Origin of the sequence: uncultured Mucilaginibacter sp., from assembly GCF_937859865.1 — a bacterium.
Lineage (GTDB): Bacteria > Bacteroidota > Bacteroidia > Sphingobacteriales > Sphingobacteriaceae > Mucilaginibacter_A.
Genome location: NZ_CALMAT010000140.1, coordinates 1 through 20,795, shown reverse-complemented (window position 1 = coordinate 20,795; position 20,795 = coordinate 1). Strand labels below are relative to the sequence as shown.

Annotated in this window: 17 protein-coding genes and 1 pseudogene; 7 read left to right on the top strand and 11 right to left on the bottom strand. The window is 41.7% G+C overall.

Annotation, left to right across the window (positions count from 1 at the left end):
- Positions 1-9 precede the first annotated feature (9 nt).
- Entirely contained in the window at positions 10-510 is a 501-nt protein-coding gene (locus Q0192_RS15520) for an antitoxin Xre/MbcA/ParS toxin-binding domain-containing protein (protein WP_299290758.1), read from the bottom strand.
- Positions 511-728: 218 nt separating this feature from the next.
- Between Q0192_RS15520 and uxuA the strand changes: the two genes are divergently transcribed.
- The 3 genes from uxuA to Q0192_RS15505 all read left to right on the top strand — a co-directional run bounded on the left by uxuA (position 729) and on the right by Q0192_RS15505 (position 5,029).
- A complete protein-coding gene (gene uxuA, locus Q0192_RS15515) occupies positions 729-1,916 on the top strand; it encodes a mannonate dehydratase (RefSeq protein WP_299290757.1) in 1,188 nt (395 codons plus the stop codon).
- A gap of 327 nt (positions 1,917-2,243) precedes the next feature.
- Positions 2,244-3,122, top strand: a complete 879-nt coding sequence (locus Q0192_RS15510) for a helix-turn-helix domain-containing protein (RefSeq protein WP_299290755.1) — start codon at positions 2,244-2,246, stop codon at positions 3,120-3,122.
- 149 nt (positions 3,123-3,271) lie between these two features.
- The gene (locus Q0192_RS15505) at positions 3,272-5,029 is read left to right on the top strand and encodes a CocE/NonD family hydrolase (RefSeq protein WP_299290753.1); all 1,758 of its coding nucleotides are present in this window, start codon (positions 3,272-3,274) and stop codon (positions 5,027-5,029) included.
- Between the two features lie 554 nt (positions 5,030-5,583).
- Here Q0192_RS15505 and Q0192_RS15500 read toward each other — a convergent pair.
- Positions 5,584-5,973, bottom strand: a complete 390-nt coding sequence (locus Q0192_RS15500; RefSeq protein WP_299290751.1) for a response regulator — start codon at positions 5,971-5,973, stop codon at positions 5,584-5,586.
- Between the two features lie 404 nt (positions 5,974-6,377).
- Positions 6,378-6,731 carry a helix-turn-helix domain-containing protein gene (locus Q0192_RS15495; protein WP_299290749.1) on the bottom strand — a complete coding sequence of 118 codons (354 nt, stop codon included), beginning with the start codon at positions 6,729-6,731 and terminating at the stop codon, positions 6,378-6,380.
- 86 nt (positions 6,732-6,817) lie between these two features.
- On the opposite strand from Q0192_RS15495, the gene Q0192_RS15490 reads away from it, so the two are divergent.
- Both Q0192_RS15490 and Q0192_RS15485 read left to right on the top strand, forming a co-directional pair.
- Entirely contained in the window at positions 6,818-7,630 is an 813-nt protein-coding gene (locus Q0192_RS15490) for an alpha/beta hydrolase family protein (RefSeq protein WP_299290747.1), read from the top strand.
- A gap of 82 nt (positions 7,631-7,712) precedes the next feature.
- A complete protein-coding gene (locus tag Q0192_RS15485; protein WP_299290744.1) occupies positions 7,713-8,630 on the top strand; it encodes an alpha/beta hydrolase in 918 nt (305 codons plus the stop codon).
- A 526-nt stretch (positions 8,631-9,156) separates the two neighbouring features.
- On the opposite strand, the gene Q0192_RS15480 is transcribed toward Q0192_RS15485, so the two are convergent.
- From Q0192_RS15480 to gyrA, 6 genes are all read right to left on the bottom strand, one after another.
- The gene (locus tag Q0192_RS15480) at positions 9,157-10,542 is read right to left on the bottom strand and encodes an MFS transporter (RefSeq protein WP_299290742.1); all 1,386 of its coding nucleotides are present in this window, start codon (positions 10,540-10,542) and stop codon (positions 9,157-9,159) included.
- Position 10,543: 1 nt separating this feature from the next.
- Positions 10,544-11,146 carry an isochorismatase family protein gene (locus tag Q0192_RS15475; RefSeq protein WP_299290740.1) on the bottom strand — a complete coding sequence of 201 codons (603 nt, stop codon included), beginning with the start codon at positions 11,144-11,146 and terminating at the stop codon, positions 10,544-10,546.
- Positions 11,147-11,182: 36 nt separating this feature from the next.
- A complete protein-coding gene (locus Q0192_RS15470; protein ID WP_299290738.1) occupies positions 11,183-11,614 on the bottom strand; it encodes a MarR family transcriptional regulator in 432 nt (143 codons plus the stop codon).
- Between the two features lie 406 nt (positions 11,615-12,020).
- Positions 12,021-13,199 carry a tetratricopeptide repeat protein gene (locus Q0192_RS15465; RefSeq protein WP_299290736.1) on the bottom strand — a complete coding sequence of 393 codons (1,179 nt, stop codon included), beginning with the start codon at positions 13,197-13,199 and terminating at the stop codon, positions 12,021-12,023.
- 7 nt (positions 13,200-13,206) lie between these two features.
- Complete coding sequence (locus Q0192_RS15460; protein WP_299290734.1) at positions 13,207-14,313, bottom strand: hypothetical protein; 1,107 nt, start codon at positions 14,311-14,313, stop codon at positions 13,207-13,209.
- Between the two features lie 9 nt (positions 14,314-14,322).
- Positions 14,323-16,995, bottom strand: a complete 2,673-nt coding sequence (gene gyrA, locus Q0192_RS15455) for a DNA gyrase subunit A (protein WP_299290732.1) — start codon at positions 16,993-16,995, stop codon at positions 14,323-14,325.
- A 480-nt stretch (positions 16,996-17,475) separates the two neighbouring features.
- Between gyrA and Q0192_RS15450 the strand changes: the two genes are divergently transcribed.
- Both Q0192_RS15450 and Q0192_RS15445 read left to right on the top strand, forming a co-directional pair.
- Positions 17,476-18,051 carry a TetR/AcrR family transcriptional regulator gene (locus Q0192_RS15450; RefSeq protein WP_299290730.1) on the top strand — a complete coding sequence of 192 codons (576 nt, stop codon included), beginning with the start codon at positions 17,476-17,478 and terminating at the stop codon, positions 18,049-18,051.
- Positions 18,052-18,146: 95 nt separating this feature from the next.
- Entirely contained in the window at positions 18,147-18,941 is a 795-nt protein-coding gene (locus tag Q0192_RS15445) for an SDR family oxidoreductase (protein WP_299290728.1), read from the top strand.
- A 73-nt stretch (positions 18,942-19,014) separates the two neighbouring features.
- Here Q0192_RS15445 and hemF read toward each other — a convergent pair whose 3' ends face one another.
- Together hemF and Q0192_RS15435 are read right to left on the bottom strand one after the other, a co-directional pair.
- Positions 19,015-19,929: an oxygen-dependent coproporphyrinogen oxidase gene (hemF, locus tag Q0192_RS15440; RefSeq protein WP_299290759.1), complete on the bottom strand. Its 915-nt coding sequence runs from the start codon at positions 19,927-19,929 to the stop codon at positions 19,015-19,017.
- Between the two features lie 41 nt (positions 19,930-19,970).
- Positions 19,971-20,795, bottom strand: a pseudogene (locus Q0192_RS15435) (MFS transporter); the annotation flags it as partial.

Below are 20,795 nucleotides of genomic sequence, written 5' to 3'. Positions count from 1 at the left end.
AAACTTCCACTACACTAAAATTCCATGATTAATCCGCGTAAGTTCTCCAATTACCATTTCTTTGCCGTAGGAATCATTCAATAACTCAATTGGCTTCATACTGCCCAGAGAAAAGTTAGGCGTATCCAACCAAAGCCTAAATTTGTCCATCTCGCCAAAAACATCTAATCCAACATTTGTAACTTCAGCCATTTCCATAATTTTTTCTGATTGCGTTGGTTTAAAAACCTTTGAATTTTGTTTGTACCGCTGTAAAGATTTGGTTGATAAATCTAGAAATTTTGCCCAATCGTGTTCGTTAAAAGGTGTGTAGTCTTGGATCAAACTAAAAAAAGAATACGGAATGCCTTCTTTAATTACTTGTATAATAAGCATTTTATCCAAAAATAAATCTGCATAAGTTAAATTGGTTACCGATGATAAAGAATGCGTTTTAAAACCAGAATGCGCAATTATAGAAGTAAGCTCTTTATCTAATTCATTGATAAGCTCTTTTTTTACAAAAACCATAGAGTAGTAGTTTAGACGACTGTCTATAAATGTAAGACAGATTTCTTAAATAATAAAATCTTATAGCGGTATTTTTATTGCTGGATTATGATGTTAAAAGAAGCACCTAAAGAATTCCGCTACTTTTCTATATTGTGTTTATCAGATCATTATCCTCATACTTCTTTTATCCACCAAAAATTTGTAGTAATTATGCTGCCATTAAAAATCCTTAAACCATGGTTGCAAATTTAGAACAAACGTTTCGCTGGTTTGGCCTCACAGATCCGGTTACGCTGGCTGCCATCCGGCAAACGGGCGCTACCGGAATTGTAACCGCGCTGCACCAGATTAAAGCTGGCGAGGCGTGGGGCCGCGAAGAAATCAGGCAGCGGAAAGAAACGATTGAAGCGGCAGGGTTGCGCTGGTCCGTGGTAGAAAGCGTGAACGTACACGAAAGCATCAAAACGGCTTCGGCAGAACGTGATGCTTATATCGAAAAATACATTGTTTCGCTTAAAAACCTGGCTGCAGAAAATATCAAGACTATTTGTTATAATTTTATGCCGGTGCTTGACTGGACACGCACCAACCTCGATTTCCGCCTGCCAAACAATGCATCGGCTTTGCGTTATGATGTATCGGCCGTTACCGCTTTTGATCTGTACATTTTGGAGCGGGAAGGGGCTTTCCGGGAATTTACACCAGGGCAGCAACAGGAAGCAAAAGCGTATCTGGACAGTTTGGATGCCGAGGCAAAAAACCAGTTGGTAAAAAACGTATTGGCCGGGCTGCCAGGTACCAAAGAAGTTTATACCATTCCGCAGTTTAAAGAACACCTGAAAAAGTATGCCGAAACAGATGCCCACAAATTGAAAGAGAACCTGGCGTACTTTTTAAAAGCCATTATGCCCGATGCGGAAGCATTGGGAATCAAAATGTGCATCCATCCGGACGACCCGCCTTTCCCGATTTTGGGCTTGCCGCGTGTGGTTTCTACCGAGCAGGATTTAAACGATTTGGTAAATGCTGCGCCTTCGCCAAGTAACGGTATTACTTTTTGCACCGGTTCTTTGGGTGCGCGCGCTGACAACGATTTGCCCGGAATGGTAGAGCGTTTAGGCCAGCATTTCCATTTTTTGCATTTGCGGAATGTAAAGCGCGAAGCTGACGGCAGTTTTTACGAAGACGACCACCTGGCCGGAAGCACGGATATGTATGCAGTAATGAAAAACATCATTTTAGAACAGCAAAAACGACAGGGGCAAGGCCGGACAGATATTGCAATACCGATGCGGCCGGACCACGGACATAAAATATTGGACGATGTAAATTACGATACTTATCCCGGCTATTCAATTACCGGGCGGATGAAAGGCCTGGCCGAGTTGCGGGGCTTAGAATTGGGCATTAAAAGGAGCTTCTGAAATAATTATTTTTCGGGAAAATAAAGAAAGGGTGAAAATTTTAGCCTTAGCCTGCCTTTTCCGATGCGTGTTTCTGAAGGCCAACGAAATGTAACGGTCTTTTTAAATTTATACAAAAAAGGTCAATGCTTCTTTTACCACCTAAAAATTGGTATGGCATCAGCTTAAAAAAAGTAACTGGACACCAATTTTTACATGGTAAAAGAAGCATAGGAAACTTTACAAGTAAATTTTAAACAACCTTTCAAAGCCAACGGTTTTTTGATTTTAGTTTACGCTTCAATTAGGTAACATAGGTTGTTTTGATTTTTATACTTTTACGTTTCCATGAATGCACCTGTTGAATTTCCCGGCCCGGAATTAAAATCGGTTTTAAAGCTGAGAGGTTTTAAAGTGAGCCGCAATAAAGTTCCGAAAAGCAAACCAACGCCGTTTGGCCGCCGGCATTTCTATATGGTTTTGCTTAGTATAGGCAACAGCAAAATACATTACGACGACCGTATTATCCACCTTGACGGCATATACCTTTTCTTTGCTAATTCCCGTGTGCCATATGCAACCGAGATCTTATCAGAAAGCCATACGGGCTATTCCTGCGTTTTTACAGAAAGTTTTATCAAACCAATCGAGCGTTTAGAAAGCCTGCAGCAATCGCCTTTGTTTAATGTTGGCGGAACACCTGCTTTCAAACTCGACGGGCAGCAGCAATCCCGGCTTACCGGAGTTTTTGAAACGATGATTGCTAACGATGAGACAGACTATTTGTATAAAGACGACCTGATGCGTAACTATATCCAACTAATTATCCATGAAGCATTGCATATGCGGCCTGCCGAGCATTTTATCCAGTTTAATAATGCTTTGTTGAGAATAACAACCAGGTTTATGGAAATGCTCGAGCGGCAATTTCCGATTGAAAACCTGAATGCGCCTTTAAAACTTAAAACTGCACAGGATTATGCAAACCACCTTTCCATTCATATAAACTACCTGAACCGAGCTGTTAAAGAAATAACAGGAAAACCCACCACAACGCTCATTGCCGAACGTATCACCGCTGAAGCAATAACTTTACTGCGCTATACAGATTGGAGCGTTGCAGATATAGCTTACGCGCTGGGGTTTGAATATCCTAACTATTTCAGCAATTTCTTTAAAAAGGCAACCGGAAACATTCCTAAGTTTTACCGGGAGCGTGAGGTTTGAAATTTATACTTTTCGGTTTGAATAGTTTATATTTTTAAACTGAAACACGCTATACCTTTGTTTCGCTGAGGGATTAACTGATCAATTAATTTCTTGGCTGCAATCAAAAGTAAAAAAGAAGAAATTCAAAAATCACAAGAACTTGATTTATGGACAATTTAAAAAACATGCAGGTATTTGAACCTGCCTTCCATTACAATGATGATGGCAAGGAACACGGGCTGTTAAGCAAATTCGATCCGGGTACCCAAACCCTGCCGAAAGGTTTTCAGGTTGACCCCAGATTTCGGCCTTTGCCGGTTGATATCGTTTTTGAAAAGGACGTTGCCGTTACCCTGCGTGACGGTGTGAAAATTTATGTTGATGTGTTTCGGCCTGCAAACACCGGAAAAGTGCCTGTTATCATTGCCTGGAGCCCTTATGGCAAAAGCGGCGGGACTGCCCCCAGAACGACAGGGCTTTTCGATATGCTTGGTCTCGACAATGCCATGCTTTCCGGATTGGCAAAGTTCGAGGGGCCTGACCCCGCATACTGGTGTGCACAGGGATATGCGGTTTGCAACCCGGATGCAAGAGGTGTGGCCCATTCCGACGGCGATATCGCACTGTTTGGACGGCAGGAAGGGCAGGACTGCCATGACCTGATTGAATGGCTCGCTGTACAGGACTGGTGCAATAGCAAAGTGGGGATGACCGGCACTTCTTATCTTGCCATCTCGCAATGGTTTACAGCTGCCGAACAGCCTCCGCATTTGGCTGCGATAAACCCTTGGGAAGGCTTGAGTGATGTTTATCGTGATCTTTTAATGCGTGGCGGGATGCCGGACCTTCACTTTGCAAAACGACTGCAGGTTAATCACGTCGGCAAAGGCCAGCGAGAAGAAATTGTTGCCGAGGCATTGCGCTACCCACTGGCAAACAACGAACTCTGGGAAGACAAAACCGCACAGTTCGATAAGATCATGGTTCCGGCCTACGTTGTCGCCAGTTATTCCAACACCTTGCATACGGCAGGTACCTTCCGCGCTTGGCGCAGGATGGCTTCGAAAGAGAAGTGGCTGCGCATCCATAATACGCAGGAATGGCCTGACTATTACGAAGAAACCAATACTGAGGATCTGCGCCGCTTTTTTGACCATTATCTGAAGGGAGAGGACAATGGCTGGGCGGAAACACCTCGCGTACGTTACGCAATTCACGATTTTGAAGGAGGCGACCTCATCAATCAGCCCGCAGGCGAATTCCCGCCGGAAGACGTAACTTACATCAAGTACTACCTCAACGGTAGGTCTCGGACCCTGACAGGCGAAGCCCCTTCACAAGAGGTGGCAGTCATGTATAATGCTGACCCTGGGGCTGAACCGGGCTTGGCGTCATTCACGATACGCTTTGATAAGGAAACGGTTATGGTTGGTTATCCCAAGGCACATCTTTGGGTAGAAGCCAAGAGTGCTGATGATATGGACTTGTTCGTTCTCGTTCAAAAGCTGGACACCCACGGCAATCATCTGCAGCAGTTTATCGTGCCCAATCAGGGTGCTTTGATGCAGGACCTCACAGAGCGTGGCGGATCGGTTCTGCGATACAAGGGATCCAATGGCCGGCTTCGTGTATCTGCCCGACATTTGGACAAAGAACTTTCGACTGATGCCGTTCCAGCGCATAGCTTCGACCGGGTGGAGAAACTGCAGCCAGGCGAGATCGCGAAAATTGAGATCGACCTCTTCCCAATTGGGTTGGTTTTTTATCCTGGTGAACAGCTGCGGCTGGTAGTTAGCTCGAAAAATGAATTGGGGGCTATCATGCCCGGAACTCCCGGCTATGTTCCCGAGAACAAGGGGCAGCACATCATCCATACCGGTGGCCCGTACCCATCATATCTTCAGCTTCCTATTAAATCGGCCTAATTTTTTTACCACGCGGATGATCGCGTGGTGGCTAATGCCGATCAGAAACACCAATGTCTGCTTGCTCGCAGTTTTTGCGTGTAAGCGGACTTGACATAACTACCGATTACGAATTAGAGCGTTTAAATTTATACAAGAAAAAAGTCAATGCTTCTTTTACCGTATAAAAATTGATGCCTGCATCAACCTAAACCAATTAAAAACCAACTGCCCATCAATTTTTAGGTTTAAATCTTTGGGTATTTCATCAATGCTTTTTATTTTGACAATATTTTTATCTCTGTCTAACAATTCAATAATCATTGGTAAGTTTTTTTATTTAATTCATTTTTTGAGCATGTTTAAATTTATACCCTAAAGGTTTATAATGCTTCTTTTATGCCTATAAATTTTGTTTTTAAGTTTTGTTTTGGTACAAGAAGAAGCACAATGAACCACTGATTTTTATGTGCTAAAAGAAGCATGTAAAATAAACCGGATAAAATTTAAACAGGCTTTTAAAATGATGGCCGCTTCAACATCAAAATTATATTGCTAAAAGAAGCACCTGCAATTTAAATAGGCAGGTCAACCAGATTTGTTTTGCCATCAACAAAAAAGCAGCGCTGCACTTCTTCCAGTAGTTCGTCCAGGTCAAAAGGCTTATTCACAAAACCCTCTGCTTTACAACTATTTGCAATTTCTTCGATGTTGTTTGCCGTGGACAGAATAATGACGGGAACATGTTTGGTTTCGTGCATGTCCTTAAGTTCGGTGCACAGTAAATGACCTTCACGCTCGTTCAGCCATTCGTCCAGTAATATTAAATCAGGATTATAAGTATGAAGCCGGTTGACAGGCCAAGGTTCGGCAGCAATTACTTCGTAGCCTTTATCTTCCAAAACATAACTGATAATATCACGGATATCACGGTCGTTTTCAATAATCAAAACTTTCTTTTTCAAATTATTGCGAAGTTAAAGTTTGTCTGTTTTGAGTTCAAATATACTAAATCTGATTGTGAATGATTCATCAATAAAAGGTCAAATAGTTTTGATGGTATAAATTTTTCCAATTTAAAAGCGACAAGTTTTGATTTTAAAACAAGATTTTTCAAACTACAATAACTTCTCAAAAATTGCTTTGGCTGAAATAATAATTGCCATAACGATGCTCTTTTTACACTACTATTTTTTAAGATTTGTTTTGTAATTATCTTTATGTTAAGTAGGGCTTATAGGAAAATTTTAATTTGTTTTTTTCAATTCTATATTGAGTTTCAACATTTGTACTTAATTACAATTTTAAAAAATCAAAGTAAAAATATAATGAGTGTGGCGAGAATAAATTCATATAACTTATCGCCTGTTTATTGCCATTTTAGTCCCCATTTGTGCAGCTCATCAATTATTTTTAACAACTCAAGACCTTTATCCGATGTGAAGTAATGGATACGCTTTGGTACCTTTTCCTGCATAACTATTTTATGGATCAACCCATCATCAACCAATTCTGAAAGCCTTTTGCCCAATATCTGATCCGAAAGAGATGGAAATGCCTGCTTTAATGAACTGAATTGCTTGGTTCCGGCAGCAATGTTGTGCAACACCTGCATTTTCCACCTCGGACCGATATCACGTAATATATCATTCACCTCGCAGGCTAAGCTTAAGGCCGTAATATTGTAGGCATTCGAGGTTCCAGGTTTTAATGGACTTGACATAGGCTCAATTTCATTTGTTGCTCACTTTCGGGTGAGTTATTGTGTTTTAGTTTGTTTCAGGCGACTTTTGTACGAAATAAAACATTATGAAATCATATACCATTAACAAAAAGTCATTTTACATTCTACTGATCTTAGTGCTATCAGTTTTTAAACTCAGTGCACAACGTGCCGATAAGCAGCCTGTCTTTGTACTGGTTCATGGAGCATTTCATGGCGGCTGGTGCTGGCAAAGGGTGAGCAAAGAACTGCTTGCAAAAGGAGATCAGGTTTATACACCAACACTTAGTGGCCTTGCCGAACATAAAAATACATTGAACGACAAAATTGATCTAAATACCCATATTACGGATATTGTAAATTTTATTGTTGAACAAGACCTCCATAATGTTATACTGGTGGGCCACAGTTATGCTGGTGCCGTAATAGCAGGCGTAGCGGACAGGATACCAGAGAGGTTGTCGCAGTTGGTTTTCCTTGACGCCATGCTGATGGAAAATGGACAAAGTGCTTTTGATGTAAGCCCGGACGATATCAAAACGTATTTCATTAAAGCAACGAGTGACTTTGACAAAGGTTTAAGTATTCCGTTTTTTACCAGCGATTTTTTTGGTGTAAAAAATGAGGCTGACATCAAGTGGGTCAATGATCGCCTGACCAACCAGCCATTCAAAACATTTTCGCAGCCTTTGGTTTTAAATCATCCTTACGGTAACCATCTGCCATTGACTTACATTGCCTGTACAGCACCGGAACTTCGTGCAATAAAACCCTTTGCGGACAAGACGAAAGCAAGTAAAGCCTGGAAGTACCTGGAACTTAAAACAGGTCACGACGCAATGATCACTATGCCTGTTGAATTATCCAATATGCTGCAGTCATTAGAATTGATAGATTAATTTAAAATAAACGTTTAAGTAGTCGAACAACCGATGGTATTTAATTAAATAGTTTCTTGTAGTGAGAAGTAACATTAATAATATGGCTGCAAATAACGGGTTCAACGTTTTGAACCAAATTAGTCCGGAAGGCTTGATCAAGGGGTTTGAGCGGCGAAAAATAATGGGTGCCGGAACGGAAATTGATGTTTTGGTAGGCGGATCCGGACCTCCGCTGCTTTTACTGCATGGTTACCCGCAAACGCGCCTATGCTGGAAAAATGTTGCCCTGGAATTGCTCGGCAACTATACTTTGGTTATTCCGGACCTCAGAGGCTATGGCCGCTCCGGAAAACCTGAACCAGGTAAAAACCATTACAATTATTCAAAACGCGTGATGGCTCAGGACCAGCTGCTAGTGATGCGTGAACTAGGGTTCAAGCAATTTTATGTTGCCGGCCACGACCGGGGCGGACGGGTGGCGTACCGCCTCGCCCTGGACCATCCGGAGGCGGTACTTAAACTAGCCGTGTTAGATATTCTACCAACCTTAAATGCCTGGGAAGCTATTGATGCAGCTAAAGCAATTAAAATGTGGCATTGGTTTTTTCTGGCCCAGGATAAAAAATTAGTTGAACGTTTGATCGGTAACGATCCTGAATTCTTTATCAGGTGGACATTATCATCACAGGCAGCTGATAATTTCGAATTTGATGATGAATGTTTGAATGATTATTTACAGTGTGCATCAGACCCTGCGGTTATTAATGGTATGTGCGAAGATTACCGTGCATCTTGGGCAATTGACAAAAACATCGACCAGGATGATTTTGGCAAGTTGAAGATCACATGCCCGTTATTGGTGCTTTGGGGTGAAAAAGGAAATCTCGCTGGTTCCGATCCAGTTTCAATCTGGAATAAATGGGCAGATCACATTCGAGGGAAAGAAGTACCCGGAGGGCATCTGGTACCGGAAGAAGCCATTGCCAAAACCATAACAGCCTTCTATGAATTTTTCTGAATTAGGTATTTATGGTTAAATAGTTATAAAACTGTAGAGAGGCTATCTCAAAAATGAGAGATTCCTGCAATTTGGCAATATACTAATATAAAAAGTTTAGCAAGTGATGCATGATCTGTATATGGTACTGTTTCCAAATGTATGATGACTATTAAAGCAGATAATAATCTTTCAAAATGTAAAACTAATTTAGCTGTAAAAGTGAAAATATCAGTTCTGATTTTATCTGCTTTTTTAACCAATTTTATGCCATCATACATTTAGAAACACAACTCTGTATATTATCAGAAAAGTAACGAATAATTATCCAGTGCTTTTTATCTCTACCTGTCTTATAATTAATATTATGTTAAGTAAGAAATTTTAGGATGCGTTCTCCTGTTTTCTTATCAACACAAAATTACGCATTGATACAGCTATTTGCTATACTTCTTTTACACGTGTACAGTGTTAGCTGGAATTTATAACGGTAAAAGAAGCACAACGGTTTTTAGATTTGAAATCGGCGAAGAAGCATTGGCAACAATTAAGTCACAACTAATTTTGAATATGGCTTGTTAACTTTAAACAACAGCGGAACCAGCAAAACAAGTAGAACTAAAGCAGCTATCAAAGTATAAAAACCGATGCGGTGAAAACTTTGATCGGTAACACCAAAATGAAAAAGCTTTTTCAGTTGCGTTCCTGATAAGATAGCGCCAATATAACCGGCTGTGCGGTACAGGCCAAAAGAAACGCCTTTCTTTGACATCGGTACTTCCCTGTTTAACAAAGCCTGATTGGCAATCATATTGATTCCATCGGCCACACCAATAACCATCGTTATCAGCACGAAAAATAGTAACGGGATGCTTGCATTCACCAAAAATAAACTCAAACATGCTACCAGCATTACAGCTACACCAAGCACATTTTGAAAAACTGGCTTTTCGATTTTGGAAACGCCGTATCCAACTAAAATTGCCATGCCTGTCATCGGCAACAAGGTTATTCCTGTTTTGGCTGGCATAACATGCCTTACGCCCTCCAGCCATTGTGGCAGGGCAAACAAGATCATGTACAAAATGTAATTGGTAGCCAACGTGCGTACATAAACCAAGAATAAAGCTGGCTGATAATACAAGAGTTTAATATCAATAAATGGTGATTCTTGCTTCCATTCCCACCAAATTACAAATATCAGCAGCAGCACGACAGCAGCTACCGGATACCACAAAAACACCGGCTGCAGCAATACATACAAAAGGGACAGCAAGAAAAGGCTGAAAATTAAAATCCCCGGTATGTCAAGCTTCTTGAACAAACTAACTTTTGTATTACTTTTAAAAGCAGGATAATCAGGTATGGCGCGGGACAAGTACAAGGCTACAATCACCCAGGGAATATTGATAAAAAAAATACCTTGCCAACCAAAAGCTTCTGTAAGCAAACCGCCAAGCGTAGGCCCCAGCACACCGCTTACCTGGCTGGTTATTGCTACAATGCCCAATACGTTACCGGGCACTGGCTTGTTTATTTCTGCATATTTTTTGTTAAGCAATGCAATTGCTGAAGGATAGGCAGCCGAAGTGCCGAGGCCGAGAATGATACGGGAAACGATAAGCCAGCCGAAACTGGGTGCAAACATGCCAATCAATGCAGCAATCAACACCAAAATGAAACCTGCCGTATTAATTTTTTTAGCACTATAAATATCGGCCAACCGCCCCATAAGCGGCTGGGCAATAGTGGAAGTAACATAAAGCGAAACGATTAATACTGCGCCCGAACCAACACTGATTTTAAATGAATTGCACAGCGTAATTAGTGCCGTTGCAAGCATGGTTGAGTTAAGCGGGTTCATCATGGTACCCAATACCAAGGGCAGCATAAAGCGATAAGGCGTTTTTGTTTCCTGTGATTTGGGTTCCATATTAAGCTTTTTTACTTAGCATATCAATAATCGTAGTGGTATTCCCTACTTCACCCAGTTTTGGAAATATCATCCCGATACTGTTTTCATGTGCCGAAATATTGGTATCCGTCATTGCATCTGTAGCAAAAGCGATGTGATAACCATGCTCATGAGCTGCCCGGGCAGTTCCTTCTACTCCTACACTCGTAGCAATACCTGCCAATACGATACCAGTTATACCTTGTTTTTGCAAATGCTGGTGCAGGTTGGTTTCAAAAAAAGCATTCCAACTGCTTTTCACCAGCATCAAATCTTTAAGAGCCGGTTGAATCTGCGGCACAATATCAAAAAAACCACTTTGCTCCATTGCAATCCGGGCTTGTTCAATCGCCTCCTCCCCTTTGGGCGCCATTGGCATTTCTACCCGGGTTTGTGTCCATTTAGCGCCAAGCGGGTTTACGCTCACGATTACTACCGGTAAATTTCTGGCCTGGAAGGCTTTAATCAGGTCAACAGCTTTTTCAATCACTGTTTCTGCAGAATGTACAACAGGCATCGAAACAATACCTTTTTGCAGATCAATTAGCACTAATGCTGTTTCGTCATCAATTTCAGTTATCATATATTTATTTTAAAAGGTTTTACAGTTCGGCAAATGTTATTTTTGTTGTTCAGCTATTTTTTCAATCAGTAAAACCGCTTTAGCCAACAGCTTTTTTTCATCTTCGTCCAACTGCTGTTTAATGGCGTTTATCAACCATTCGTCCCGTTCCTGGCGGGTTTGCTCCACCAATTGCCTACCGTTAGAAGTAAGCGTGATTGCTGTTTTTCGTTTATCATCTTCTGCTGGATTCTTTTGAATCAAATGGAGCTTTTGAAGTCGTACCAATACTTCCGACATAGATTGCGTTTTCACCTTCAACAGCACTGCCAGTTCGGATGGTGTATGCGTTTGCTGATTATACAAATGGGAAAGTGTAATAATTTCTGTGAGCGAAAGGTTGTTTGAAGATTGCATTTCCTTGCTCAGCTTTTTGTATATTTTCGAGATCACCATCCTTAGATCTGCGGCAATTTTACTGTTGTCCATATTTATGTTCAGGAAACCTTATCAGGTTACCTTCACAAATGTAAAGTATTTTAATGAATACTGACTACGAAAGGCGAATTTATTTTAGGATACTTCTTTTATCGGCTAAAAATCACCTCCCTGCTTATTTATATTTTGCTTTGGATTAAAGTTTAACCGTTTTAAATTTAGGGTGATAAAAGAAGCATTCCTTAATACTTTTATGCAAAAACAGAAACCTAACGCTATCAACTGGCAATGAGTTGTTTTGATACTGTTTTTATACCGGTAAAAACAGTATCGAGGTCCTTGGTTTTGCAGCATAAAAAAAGAGAGCAGGATTTACGTTCCTGCTCTCTTTTACATAAAATTATTAAAGTTCTATCTACTGGATTATGATAGAATAAAACTACGGATAACCAGCCGTTTATTTATTGCTGCTACCCAGCGCATCAATTTTCTTTTGCACGGCTGCCGCATTGGCTTCGTCTTTTTTGCCGATGTAAAGCGTTTTTAAATTGCTTAATGCTTCAACCGAAGTTGGGTTAACTTCGGTAGCTTTCAAAATGTATGGTTTTGCTTTGTCAAACAAAGCATTTGATTTTGCAATCGCTGCCGTGTATTCTTTTTGTTTGCTGGCCGGAAGTTTATTGGCCGAGTTGTAAATATCAATCGCTGGGCTCATGATTACATAACCCAAGTTTAAATTGGCTTCAAAATAGTTCGGGTCAATATCCAACGCTTTTTTGTAGTATTCGGCTGCCTTTTCATAATCTTTTGAAGAAGAATAAGTTAAACCGGCATAATAATACAAAGCTTTGTTCTTCGGGTCATTGGCAATGGCGCTTTCTATCTTTTGGGTCACTTCTTTTTTGTTTCCGGCCTGAATGTTCAGCTCAATTTCGCGTTTGGCCAGTTCTGAGTTTTTTGGAAACTTTTTAGTGGCTTCGTCCATAACTTTAACAGCCGATGCCGTATCCTTTTTATTCAGGTACAAAGTAACTAAATCATTATAAACACCTATTGATTTGGAATATTTAGTCGTAACCAACTTTTTATAATTGCTGATGGCTGCGTCATTGTTTTTGGCGTTTGCGGCCGCTAAACCAGTATACAAAATTGCATTGGTATCTTCCGGGAAATACTGGCGGTAATTGTCAAAAGCGGTGTAGGCCAAATCGTATTTTCCGCTTTGGTATTCTTTTACGCCGTTTTGCAACTGATAATTTGCCAGCGATAGCTTTGTATCGTCCAGCAATTTTTTGTTTTCGCCTTTCGTGTCCGCATCCTGCGCTTTTTTGTAGGCTTCCTGCGCAGCGGTAACCAAATTGTTCCGGTTGGCTTGTGTAGAATCATTGGCCAAAGAACTATAAATAGCTGCTTTTAAGGCATAAGTTTGGGGCATTTGTGCCGTTTTATCGTTTGCGGCAGCTTTGTCAATTGATTCTTTAGCGGTGTTTAAACTTGTGGCGGCTAATTTTCCAGTCCTTACAACCGTAAACTTGTCGTATTCGGTTTTAGCATTTGCCAGTTCTGATTTTTGGGCAAAAGCAGTTGCAGAAACTGCAAGCGCAAAGATGCCGGCTATTACAAACTTTGTTTTCATGGGGTAATTAATTAATTATCTGGTTTAGTTGTGTGTTGATTTTATTTGCTTGTGTGCTGTCTCCAATTTTATCGTAAAGTAATTTTAGGGTTTGCAAAAACTCCGGGTCGTTTGGGTTCATCTGGTCGGCTTTTTCCAAATTAACGCGTGCTAAATTAAAGTTTTCGGCAGATTTTTCCGGGTCGGCAAGTCCTTTTTTCATATACAAAACCCCCAAGTTAAAAACCGGGTCGTACGCGGTGTGGTTCAACTGCGCCGCTTTCTTGTAAAAAACTTCGGCTTTATTTGTTTGGTTTAAATGATCATAACACACGCCGGCCAAAAAATTGATGTCGTAATCGTCAGGGCTGGCCTTTATCAAACCGTCAATTAAACCTCTTAACGCCGCATAATCTTTTTTGTTGTTGTAGATGTTGGCCTCTTCATACAGCAGTTTTTTGTTTTCCGGGTAAAGCTGGCGGCCGTTTTTTAAGGCTTTCAACGCTTTGGCCGCATCGCCCAATATTTTATAAACTTTTTGTGCTGTCAAAATAACCTCCGCCCCTGCCTTGCCGCTTTCCAGCAACTGGTCGTAATAAGCCGCCGATTTGTTCAGCTCGCCCATCTTGTTTGCAGCATAAGCCATATAAATACCCAAATGATCCGTGTTTGGCGCCAAAGCCTGTGCTTTTTGAAAATAATTAACGGCGCTACGGAAATCATTGTGCTGCAAATCATTAAAGCCTCTCCGGATATATTCATTGGCCAGGTTTCTTTTGATGTAACTAACCTCGCTGGAATAATTGTATATTTTTTTACGGGTAAAAAGAGTATCGGCATAAACCGCGGTCGTGGCCAAAAAATTGTCTGGCATGTGCAACGTGTTTGCCGAATCCGCATAAGCAATGGTGGAGTAAACTACCGCGCGATAAACACTTTTGTACAAGTTTGCCGAATCTTTCTTGGTCTGTATCGTTTTGTCTATGGCTTTTTTTGCTTCGCCCAAGTATTTTAAATCGTGTTTTTGATTGAAAAAAGCCAGGTTGTTAAACACATCCTTCAGCACTTCCGTTTGCGCAAAGCCGAAGGATGTGCTAAACAAAAAAAACACCGATAAAAGAAGTATGCGCGCCATCTTCAGATTTTATTTTTCAGGTTGATCGTCGTCCTCGTCCAAATCTTCCTCATCCGGTTCAGGCTCAGCTACTTCGTCATCATTTTCTTCGCCGTCGTTAAATTCGTCTTCTTCTTCTTCTTCGTCATCAATAGGATGTGTGCTTTCCGTCATCATTGGGTTTTCTGCTTCTAATAAATGTTCTACCGCTTCTTCAATTTCGGCTGCAACCTCTTCGTCCCGCTCAATGCTGGCCACGGATGCAATTGCGTCGCCTTCTTTCAGGGATATCAGCCTTACGCCTTGTGTTGCACGCCCCATCGAACGCAAACCACTCACCGCAATGCGGATAATGATGCCCGAACGGTTAATGATCATCAAATCATCTTTGTCTGTAACGTCTTTTATCGCTACCAATAAGCCAGTTTTTTCGGTGATGTTTAAAGTCCGCACGCCTTTTCCGCCACGGTTGGTTACACGGTAATCTTCAATATCGGTACGTTTGCCATAACCTTTTTCCGATACTACCAAAACCGTAGTTTCCGGGTCGTTTACAGAAATCATGCCCACCACTTCGTCATTTTCGGTATCCAAATAAATCCCGCGTACGCCTGTCGCTGTCCTGCCCATCGGCCTCACCGTTTTTTCGTTAAAACGGATGGCACGGCCGGAGCGCAAAGCCATTAAAATCTCACTGCTGCCATTAGTCAGTTTGGCTTCAAGCAACTGGTCGCCATCATTGATGTTGATGGCGTTGATACCATTGGCACGAACGCGCGAATAAGCTTCCAGCGAAGTTTTTTTAATGATGCCTTTTTTGGTGCACATGATGATAAAGTTGTTCTCCAGATACTCCCGGTCTTTCAGGTTGATGATCTTGATATACGCTTTAATCTTTTCTTCCTTCGGGATGTTGATGATATTTTGGATGGCGCGGCCTTTGGAAATACGTGTCCCTTCCGGAATTTCAAAAACACGAAGCCAGAAACAGCGGCCAGCTTCCGTAAAAAACAACATGTAATTATGGTTGGAAGCAATCAGTAAATGTTCAATAAAATCTGCATCCCTGCTATTACTGCCAATAGAACCTTTGCCGCCCCTGCCCTGCGTTCGGTATTCTGTCAAAGGTGTACGTTTGATATATCCTTCACGGGAAATCGTGATTACCACATCTTCATTTTCGATAAAATCTTCCGTCATCATTTCGGCGGAAGAGTGCATGATTTCCGTTTTACGTTTATCGCCGTACCGTTCTTTAACTTCAAGCAGCTCGGTTTTGATAATTTCCATCCGCAAACTTTCATCCGCCAAAATAGATTTCAAATAATCAATCTGCTTCATCAGTTCGGCGTACTCGGCCTTGATCTTGTCGCGCTCCAGTCCAGTCAAACGGCGCAAAGTCATATCCAAAATCGCCCGCGCCTGGATATCGCTCAAATCAAATGAAGTTATCAAACCTTCGCGGGCTTCATCTGGTGTCCCCGAATTTCGGATCAAACGGATTACTTCATCCAAATGATCCAATGCAATAAGCAAACCTTCCAGAATGTGGGCGCGTTTTTGAGCGTCTGCCAATTCAAAACGCGTACGTCGTACTACCACTTCATGACGATGCTCCACAAAATGGTGGATCAAATCTTTCAGGTTCAACTGCATCGGCCGGCCTTTTACCAACGCAATGTTGTTTACGCTAAAAGAAGTTTGCAGCGAAGTGTATTTGTACAAATTGTTAAGAACGATGGCCGCGTTTGCATCTTTTTTAATTTCGTAAACGATGCGGATACCTTCACGGTTAGATTCATCGCGGATATCAGAAATACCTTCAATTTTTTTATCGTTGATCAGATCGGCCGTAGCCTTGATCATGATAGACTTGTTGACTTGGTACGGGATTTCGCTGACGATAATGCGTTCGCGGTCATGCCCGTAAGTTTCAATTTCGGCCCTTGCCCTTAAAACCACGCGGCCACGCCCTGTTTCCAACGCTTCGCGGATGCCTTCTACCCCGTAAATAATTCCGCCAGTCGGGAAATCAGGTGCTTTAACATGCTGCATCAACTCGCTGATCTCGATATCCCGGTTATCAATGTAAGCCATCGTAGCATCAATCACTTCGCTTAAATTGTGCGGTGCCATGTTGGTGGCCATACCTACCGCAATTCCGGATGCACCATTAACCAGCAAATTCGGAATGCGCGCCGGCAAAACGGTTGGCTCTTCGATGGAATCATCAAAGTTCAACTGATAATCAATTGTGTCTTTGTTGATATCGGCCAGCATTTCTTCGGCAATACGGCGCAAACGCGCTTCAGTGTAACGCATTGCTGCCGGACTATCGCCATCAATTGACCCGTAATTCCCTTGTCCGTCAACCAGTGGGTAACGCAAACTCCAGTCCTGCGCCATCCGAACCATCGTATCATAAACGGATGAATCGCCGTGCGGATGGTATTTTCCCATCACTTCGCCCACGATACGGGCAGATTTTTTAAAAGGTTTGGTGGCATTTAAACCCAGGTCCAACATGCCAAAAAGTACGCGGCGGTGTACCGGCTTTAAACCATCGCGCACATCGGGCAATGCGCGGGAAACGATTACCGACATTGAATAATCAATGTAGGCAGATCGCATTTCATCTTCAATATTTATCGGAATAATCCTGTCTTCCGGTTGTTGTGGGTCATTCCCTGTTTCTTCGGCCATTTTTACTTTCTAAATTCTTAAAAAATGATAACAAACAAGTTGTCGGTTACCTCGTTTTCACACGCGAAAATAAGAATTTAAACGATAAAAAGAGCGGGAAAAACAGAGAATCATGCAGGAAGATTGCAGATTAATGCTTCTTTTATCACCCAAAAAATGGTGGTAAAAGAAGCATTTTAGCAGAAATTTTTCAAGGAAAAAACCTTGGGCTTTTTTAAATTTTGTTGAATTGTTTCCCATGCTTCTTTTATCACATAAAAATCATTGCCTTTTTTACGGATTCTGTGCCGGATATTATTCAATATGGAATTTATGGGTATAAAAGAAGCATTGACGTTTTTTCTTGTATTAACCAGAACGTGATTTTTGTGTTTATGAGAAAATTTTTAAATGTCGGCTTAGTGTAATAAACCAAAAGCACATTAATTTAAAACACATGTTTCAGAATTAATTGTATCTTTGAGGAGAACAAAATAAGCAATGGCAAGAAATGTTGAGTTTAACGAAGAAGAAGCTATCCGGAAAGCTATGGAGGTTTTTTGGAAAAAAGGCTATAACGGCACTTCCCTTCGTGATTTAACCGATGCTATGAAAATCAACAGCAGCAGCCTTTATAACACCATTGGCAATAAGCACGAACTGTTTGTAAAGTGTATTAAAAATTACACCGAAACGCGGATGGCCGAGCTTAAAAAAGCTGCCGGAGATACCCAATCACCGCTTCAGGCAATCATTTATCTTATTAATCATGCCGTATCCAGTATTGTAGATGGGAATAGCTGTATGGCCATTAAAACAGCTTTTGAAATGGCTGCCGATGACAAAAACATACAAGCCATATTAAAGGCCGACAATAATTTTACGCATGAATTTTTACGATCGCTGATAACAAAAGCCCGGGAACTGGGTGAGTTGGACGCAGACGAAGACCCGGAAACGCTTACAGATTATTTAAGCAGTATTTATACGGGCTGGTACGAATCCTATATCATCCATCAGGACCCAATCAGGATCAGGAAGATGGCTCAATACCTAATCAACCAACTTTCACGATAATTTTTTTTTGCCCAAATTCTAAAACAATCATTTTAAAATTAATAAAAACAACGCATCTTTTTTGAAACAATCAATTCATAATTACAAACAACAAAATGGAAAACAACCAAATCAACAACACAGAACTTGAAGGCAAAGTAGCCCTCGTAACAGGCGGAACCAAAGGTATTGGAAAAGCAATTGCCGACAGATTAGCGCAAGCGGGCGCAAAAGTTATCGTAACGGCCAGAAATAATCCCAACGAAGGAAACCTTAAACATGCTTTTGTTCCGGCAGACTTATCCAATGCCGCGGATGTGGAGAGAGCGGTAAAGGAAATCAATGAAAAATTTGGTAAAGTTGATATACTTGTTAATAACGCAGGCGGAATGACTAACCCTGGCGGCGGACATAGTGCTTTGACAGATCAGAATTGGGAGGATACGTTGCAATTAAATTTATTAGCTGCCGTACGTTTAGACAGGGCATTATTACCACAAATGCTTGAACAACAAGCAGGTGTCATTATTCACATTTCTTCAACAAGCGCCCTTTTTCCAGTTTGGGAGTCTAACATGCCCTATTCAGCTGCAAAAGCAGCACTCAACTCTTACAGTAAATCGTTAGCTGCTGAAGTTGCCGGAAAAGGGGTTCGTGTGTTAACCGTATCACCCGGACCGGTGAATACTGAGGGAATGCAGGCATTTTTGCAAGACCTGGCAAAGCAATATGGCACAACCACTGCGGGTGTAATTGAATTGATGACAGCAAGGATCGGCGTTACCCCGATGGGAAGAATGGCGGAACCTGAAGAGGTTGCAGATTTAGTCCAATTCCTGGTTTCTCCCAAAGCAGCTTACTTAACCGGGGCAAACTATATCATAGATGGCGGAAATTTGCCGGTAGTATAAACCCATTACAGCACTTAAACTACAATGCTTCTTTTATCCACCATTTTTTATGTGGTAAAAGAAGCATTGGTTTTTAACCCGCCCAATCAATTCCTTTCCGTAGCAAACCCATCGTTTTCTCCTCTTCACTTCCTGGTTGTGGCTGAAAATTGTAAGCCCAATTGGCTTGCGGCGGCAAACTCATCAGGATAGATTCTATCCGGCCGTTGGTTTCCAGACCGAATTTTGTGCCGGCATCATAAACTAAATTAAATTCGGCGTAACGGCCACGGCGCAGGTATTGCCAGTTTTTTTCGTTTTCGGTAAAAGGCTTATCACGGTTTCGGTTTACCAATTCGGTATAAACCGGAATAAAAGTACGGCCTACGCTTTTAGAAAATTCAAAAATATCGGTCCAGCTTAATTCATCGTTGGCAGCCAATCGGTCAAAGAAAATCCCACCGATGCCGCGTGTTTCTTTTCGGTGCTTGATGCAAAAATATTCATCGGCCCAGGTTTTAAACCGTGGGTAAAATTCGTGGTGATAGGTATCGCAGCAGTTTTTTAACTGGCGATGGAAAAAACGTGCATCTTCTTCAATTACATAATGCGGCGTTAAATCAATACCGCCGCCAAACCAGCGCAAAGGTTTATCGCTTAAAACAGAAGAAGGCATTTCGAAGTAACGAATATTCATATGGATAATGGGCACCCAGGGATGTTTTGGGTGGATGACAATGGAAATGCCTGTCGCAAAAAAGTCGTCCTGATCTACAATCAATGACTTTTTGAGCGTATGCGGCAACTGGCCATAAACGGCAGAAAAGTTAACGCCACCTTTTTCAATCACATTTCCGTTTTGGATCACTCTGGACCGTCCGCCGCCACCGCCATCGCGCTGCCAGTTTTCCTGTTCAAAATGCGCCCCGCCGTCCAATTGCTCCAACGCGGCACAAATTTCGTCCTGAATCAGGCGATATTCCTCCGCAATCTGTTCTTTCGTAATCATCGCCACCTCGTTTAAAATCATGTTTCAAAAATTATCGTTTTTTATACGTTAAAAGCAGCATTCGGGTTTGTTGCTGATGGCTCTTCTTCCAAATAATCCAAGTCTTTTCCAAAGCTTTCTTTTAGTTGGTTGATTGAGAAAAATGCAATCGCCACCAAAACCGCCATCATAATCCGCGCGCTGCTGATAATGCCATATTTGACTACCAATTTCTCAAAAAGATAAGTGATCGGAATTAAAGATCCGCGGACAAAATTCGGAACGGTTGTGGTAACCGTTGCCCGGATATTGGTGCCAAACTGCTCAGAAGCAATGGTTACAAAAGTTGCCCAGTAGCCGCAAGAAAACCCCATAAACAAACACAACCACGTAAATTGTTGTGGCGTAACATGAACTGAATTCAGGTAAACAAAAGTACTCACGAGCGATAAAATATGAAACAGCATCATTGTGATTTTACGCGAACGTGTTGCCTGTGCCATTAATCCAGCCATTAAATCTCCAGCCGAAATCCCAAAATAGGTATACAAAATCCCGGTTCCGGCACTTAAAACGGTTGTTGCCTGCAATGCTTTTCCAATTTCGGGTGCTTGGGTTACCAAAATCCCAACCACAAACCAAAGCGGCGCACCGATCAAAATACAATACAAATATTTGAAAAACCTTTTTCTATCCGTAAACAACATCAAAAAGTTGCCGCGGCTTACATTCGTATGTTTTGCTTCTTTAAACAGGCCGCTTTCAAAAGTCCCAGCACGTAAAAGCAGCAGTAAAAATCCTAATCCTCCGCCTACAAAATAGGCTGTTTGCCAGCTAAAATATACGGCTACTTTTGCAGCAACTGCGGCGCCCATCAACCCCACAGC